A 5,610-nucleotide genomic window follows, 5' to 3' on the forward strand; every position below is an offset into this window, starting at 1 on the left:
AGGCGTCGGGGCCTAGAACCTCCGCGGCCGGAAAATCGACGTGGCGCAGCAACTGCGTGCCGTAAAGCATGCCCGTGAGTTGCATGTTGTCTCCTTGAAGGTGATGCGAACGGGTGCGCAGCGGGCAGCGCTGCGCCGGCTCCGCGTGTGGCGGAGCGGGAAACAGGGTCAGGGGAAGCGGGAAGCGGCGGGCGTTCAGCCCTGGCGGCGGCGGTACAGCGCCAGCGTGGCCGCCAGGCCGCAGACGGCGGCGATGCTGAGCCAGTAGCCGGGGGCGGCCTTGTCGCCGGTGGTGTCGATCAGCCAGGTGGAGATGGCGGGCGTGAAGCCGCCGAACACCGCGGTGGCCAGGCTGTAGGCCAGCGAGAAGCCGACCACGCGCACCTCCTTGGGCATGACCTCGGTGAGCGCGACCACCATGGCACCGTTGTACATGCCGAACAGGAAGGACAACCACAGCAGGGCCTGCAGCATGCGGGCGAAGCTGGGCGCGCTCGCCAGCCAGGCCATCACCGGGTAGGCCGTCAGGATGGCCACCACCGTGACGGCCAGCAGCAGCGGCTTGCGGCCGATGCGGTCAGACAGGGCGCCGCCGATGGGCAGCCACACGAAGTTGGACACCGCCACCAGCAGCGTCACGATCAGGCTGTCGCTTGCGCTCAGGTGCAGCACGCTCTTGCCGAAGGTCGGCGTGTAGACCGTGATCAGGTAGAAGGTGGTGGTCGTCATCGCCACCAGCAGCATGCCCGCGAGCACCAGGCGCCAGTTCTGGCGCATCGAGGCAAACACCTCCGAGGTGCTGGGATGGTGCTTCTGCTTGCTGAACTCCTCGGTCTCCTGCAGCGAACGGCGCAGCACGAAGATGCAGGGAATGATCATGCAGCCCACGAAGAACGGCACGCGCCAGCCCCAGGCGGCCAGCTCCTGCTGAGACAGCGCACTGTTGAGCGCGTAACCCAGCGCAGCCGCGAGCACGATGGCCACTTGCTGGCTGGCCGACTGCCACGCCGTGTAGAAGCCCTTGCGGCCCGGGGTGGCCATCTCCGCCAGGTACACCGACACGCCGCCCAGCTCGGCGCCCGCCGAGAAGCCCTGCAGCAGCCGGCCCGCCAGCACCAGCAGCGGCGCGAGCAGGCCGATGCTGTCAAAGCCGGGGACGAAGGCGATGAGCACCGTGCCGCTGGCCATGATGGACAGCGTCACGATCAGCCCCTTGCGGCGGCCCACCTCGTCGATGTACGCCCCCAGCACGATGGCGCCCAGCGGGCGCATGAGAAAGCCCGCGCCGAAGGCGGCGAAGGTCAGCATCAGCGAGGCGAATTCGCTGTCGGTCGGGAAGAAGGCCTTGGAGATGTAGGTCGCGTAGAAACCGAACAGGAAGAAGTCGAACTGCTCCAGGAAATTGCCGCTGGTGACGCGCAGCACGGCGCCAAGCTTGGACGTGCCCGGTGCCGGCGCTGGTGCCGGAGCGTGTTGCGCCGCGTGTGACGGCGGGAGTGTGGAGATGGCCATGGTGCGAGCTGGGTGGTTGGCCTGCCCATAGAAAGGTCGCGCGGGACCGGGGCACGGCGGGGTGGATCGATGGCCTGAAGGTTAGAAAAGGCCAGCTTTCCAACAGCTTTCGACGCTGAAGGGTTTGCCTAGGGCAAACCCGCGGCGGCGGCCTGCGGCGCCGCGGCTGCAAAGCTCACGTCCACCGCCAGTCCCGCCCCCGTGTCCGGCGTGCGCAAGCTCACCTGCGCACCGCTGCGATGCGCGAACTCGCGCACGATGGGCAGCCCCAGGCCGCTGCCGCCGCTGTCGCTGTCGTCTATGCGAAAGAAGCGTTCGAACACGCGTTCGCGCAGCTCGGCCGGGATGCCCGGGCCGTTGTCCTCCACCGTCAGCAGCACGCGGTCTTGCGCCGTGCACAGCAGCCGGGCCGTGACCATGCCGCCGGCGGGCGTGTAGCGGATGGCGTTGTCCACCAGGTTGACCACGATCTCGCGCGCAGCCAGCGCCGAGACGGCGGCCGGCGGACAAGGCGCCTCGCACTCGAAGCCCAGGTCGATGCCGCGCGCCTGGGCGTGGCCCGCCAGGTCTTCGAGCACCCGGGGCACCAGCGCATCGAGCGCCACCGCTTCGGCCGCGTTGGCGCGCGACTCCGCGTCCGCCGCGGAGAGCGTGAGCAACTGGTTGACCAGCCGCACCGACTGCTGGACGGTTTGGCGTATCGCGCTCAGCGCCTCCCGGCGCAGCGCCTCGTCCTCGGCCCGCAGGGCCGCGCTCAGTTGCATGCGCAGCGCCGTGAAGGGCGTGCGCAGCTGGTGGGCGGCGTTCTGGATGAACACCTGCTGCGCCTGCGTGTAGTGCTCCAGGCGCTGCGCGTACTGGTTGATGGCCTCCACCAGCGGGGCCAGCTCCGTGGCCACGCCGTCCACGTGCAGCGGCTGCAGCGCCCCGGGCTCGCGCGCGCGCACCGCGTCGCGCAGCCGCAGCAGCGGCCGCAGGCTCTGGCGCAGGCCCAGCAGCACCAGCAGCGCGGTCAGGCCCAGGATCAGGCCCTGCTGCGCCATCGACTGCAACCACAACTGCTGCGCGAAGGCATCGCGGCCCTGTAACGTCTGTGCCACCTCCACCAGCACGGAGTCCACGCCCGGCGCACCCACCACCGGCTGGCGGTACGCCACGGCGCGGGCGGCCTGGGCGCGCACTTGCACGTCGAAGTGCAGCGGCACTTCGGCCACCGCCTCGGCCGAGGGCAGGGGCAGCTCGGTGTCTCCCGTGATCAGCCGTCCGTTGGCGGCCGTGATGCGGTAGACGACGCGGTCGGCCACGCGCGCCTGGAACAGCTCCAGCGCCGCGGGCGGGATCTGGTCCACGAAGGCGCCGTCTTCCCATCGCACCGCCTCGGCCATGATGCGCGCCGAGCCCAGCAGCAGCTGGTCCTGCACCGCCGTCGCGGTGCGCAGCGCCTCGCGCTGCGTGATCCAGCCGTCCAGGCCGACCGCGCCGGCCAGGGGCAACATCACCCAGGCCAGCAGCCGCGCGCGCAGGCTAGGCATCTTGGTGCACCCGGCGCAGCAGGTAGCCCAGGCCGCGCAGCGTGACGATGGCCACGTCGCTGTCCTCCAGCTTCTTGCGCAAGCGGTGCACGTAAATCTCGATGGCGTCGGCCGACACGTCCTGCTCGATAGAGCCCAGGCTTTGCGCCAGCGCCGCCTTGGACACCGTCGTCCCGGCCTTGAGCATGAGCAGTTCCAGGACGGCGCGCTCGCGCGGCGCAAGCTGCAGCGCCTGGCCGGCCAGCGTGAACTCGCGCGTGTTGGTGTCCAGGCTCAGCGCGCCGCACGCCACGGTGGGGTTGGCCACCTGCGAGGAGCGGCGCAGCAGCACGCGGATGCGCGCTTCGAGCTCCTCCACCTCAAAGGGCTTGGCCACGTAATCGTCCGCGCCACTGTCGAGCTCGGCCACGCGGCTTTGCAGCCGGTTGTCGGCGGTGAGCACCAGCACCGGCGTGGCGTCGCCGCGTTTGCGCAGGCGGCGCAGCACTTCCTTGCCGTCGAGCTTGGGCAGCGCCAAGTCCAGGATCACGAGGTCGTAGCGCTCGGTGCGCAGCACCGTGTCGGCGTCCGCGCCGTTGGCCACCCAGTCCACGGCGTACTGGTTTTGGCGCAGCGTGCGCACCAGCCACTCGGCCAGCGTCTTGTTGTCCTCGACCAGCAGAATGCGCATCGCTCGGGTCCTCGTCCTGTCCGTCCACGTCAGTCCATCAGTGTGGCGTCAGCGCGCCGCGTCCACGAACTCGGTCGTGAACGTGCGTGCCAGGTCGATGGGCTGGCCCTGCACCGCGCGCTGGGCCTGGCCCAGCACCCGCAGCACGTTGGCCGGACCCTCGGCGGGCATGCGGCCGTCAGGGATGAACATGGACTTGCCCGCCGTGAGCGCCGCGACCCAGGCGGCGCGGTCGCCGCCCAAGTCGCGCTCGGCCACCTGCATGGCAAGCTCCGCGGCGCTGTGGCCGTCGATGTAGCGCAGCGCACGCACCAGGGCGTTGGCGAGCTTTTGCACTTGCGGGCGGTGCGCCTCGACCCAGGCCGAGGCCATGTACAGGCAGGCGCCCGGGTAGGGCCCGCCCAGTGCGGCGGCCGTGGCTTCAGGCGTGCGCAGGTCGAGCAACTGGCGGCCGCGGCCCGCGCGCTGCAGCCGCGTGGCCGTCGGCTCGGTGGTCATGACGGCATCGACGCGTCCCTGCTCCAGCGCATCGACCAGCGCGCCGATGCCCAGCGGCACGAACTCCATGTCGGCGACCCGCACGCCGTGCGACTGGCCCAGGTACTGCATCAGCCAATGGGTGGAGCCGCCCAGCCCGGCCACGCCCAGGGCGCGGCCCTTGAAGTCCGCCGGCGAGCGCAGCGGCGTTGCCCGTGCGCCAGCCACCACGACCTCGCCGGGCGTGCGGCTGAACTGCACCACCGACCGCACGAACTTGCCGCGGGCCTGAAGCACGATGGCGTGGTCGTAGAAGCCCACCACGCCCTGTACCGCCCCGGTGAGGAGCTGCTCTTCGGCACGCACGCCCGACGCGTCGTCGATCAGCTCCACTTCCAGCCCTTGCTCGGCAAACAGGCCCAGCCGCTGTGCCAGCAGCACGGGCAAGTACACCTGCTTGTCCAATCCCCCCACCACCAGCCGCAGCGCGGTGGCCTGGGCCGGCCCGGCCCACACCGCCAACACCACCAGCACGGCAGCGAGCCCTGGCCACCAGCCCGTGCGCCTGCGGGCTTTGGAGAGGGCGGCGGGCAAGGGCGCTGTGCTCATGGGCGCCAGCTTAGCCGCCTTGTTCGGGGGTCACGCAGGCAGCAGCCGCATGCCTTGGTAGCGCTGCTCCAGCTCCTGGCGCAAATGGCGGCGCACCTGCGCCTGCTCGAAGCGGCGCTTCTCGTCCGGCGTGAAGGGGCGCAGCGGCGGCACCGGCGCGGGCTTGCGGTTGGCGTCCACCGCCACCATGGTGAAGAAGCAACTGTTGACGTGGCGCTTGGCCTGGGTGCAGATGTCTTCGGCAATGACCTTGATGCCCACCTCCATCGACGAGGTGCCGGTGTGGTTGACGCTGGCCAGGAAGGTGACCAGCTCGCCGACATGGATGGGCTGGCGGAACATCACCTGGTCCACCGACAGCGTCACCACGTAGCGCCCGGCGTAGCGGCTGGCACAGGCGTAGGCCACCTGGTCGAGCAGCTTCAGGATCGTGCCGCCATGCACGTTGCCTGAAAAGTTGGCCGTGTCAGGCGTCATCAGCACCGTCATGCTGAGCTGGTGTGCGGGCAGGTCCATCATTTCATCCTCTATCCATCATCTGGCCAGGGCAGCGCCGTTTGCCGATGGCGCTGCCCAGTTGGCGGGGCAGGGGCCGCCCTGGGGCGGCCCACTGCTTCAGCTCACAGCACGTGCGCGCAGGCGGCCTCCGGCGTCCGCGTATCCATATTCCGCCCGCGGTTCAAGTGGTCGTCTATCTCGGCGGCGGCGCCGATCATTCGCCCGTACAAAAACACGGTGAACGCCGCGTTCTCCAGGTCGCGCACGCTCAAGGTCCCGGCCTGGTAGTCGCTCCACAACATCCCTAGCAGC

The 5,610-nt window shown here is 70.1% G+C and carries 6 protein-coding genes; all 6 read right to left on the reverse strand.

Features of this window, described 5'->3' with window-relative positions; all coding sequences use genetic code 11:
• Nucleotides 1–195: 195 nt before the first annotated feature.
• Nucleotides 196–1,512: an MFS transporter gene (locus ALA01S_RS30055; protein WP_066343281.1), complete on the reverse strand. Its 1,317-nt coding sequence runs from the start codon at nt 1,510–1,512 to the stop codon at nt 196–198.
• A gap of 128 nt (nt 1,513–1,640) precedes the next feature.
• Nucleotides 1,641–3,044: a sensor histidine kinase gene (locus ALA01S_RS30060; RefSeq protein WP_066343284.1), complete on the reverse strand. Its 1,404-nt coding sequence runs from the start codon at nt 3,042–3,044 to the stop codon at nt 1,641–1,643.
• Entirely contained in the window at nt 3,037–3,714 is a 678-nt protein-coding gene (locus ALA01S_RS30065) for a response regulator (protein ID WP_066343287.1), read from the reverse strand. The genes ALA01S_RS30060 and ALA01S_RS30065 overlap by 8 nt, the downstream gene beginning before the upstream one ends.
• Nucleotides 3,715–3,762: 48 nt before the next feature.
• Entirely contained in the window at nt 3,763–4,800 is a 1,038-nt protein-coding gene (locus tag ALA01S_RS30070; protein ID WP_084268094.1) for an ABC transporter substrate-binding protein, read from the reverse strand.
• Nucleotides 4,801–4,830: 30 nt separating this feature from the next.
• Complete coding sequence (locus tag ALA01S_RS30075; protein WP_066343293.1) at nt 4,831–5,316, reverse strand: acyl-CoA thioesterase; 486 nt, start codon at nt 5,314–5,316, stop codon at nt 4,831–4,833.
• A gap of 104 nt (nt 5,317–5,420) precedes the next feature.
• Nucleotides 5,421–5,610 (reverse strand): hypothetical protein (locus ALA01S_RS34210; protein WP_169806049.1); only part of this gene is annotated, 190 nt, incomplete at its 5' end.

The sequence above is a fragment of the Azohydromonas lata NBRC 102462 genome (genome assembly GCF_001571085.1).
GTDB lineage: Bacteria > Pseudomonadota > Gammaproteobacteria > Burkholderiales > Burkholderiaceae_C > Azohydromonas > Azohydromonas lata.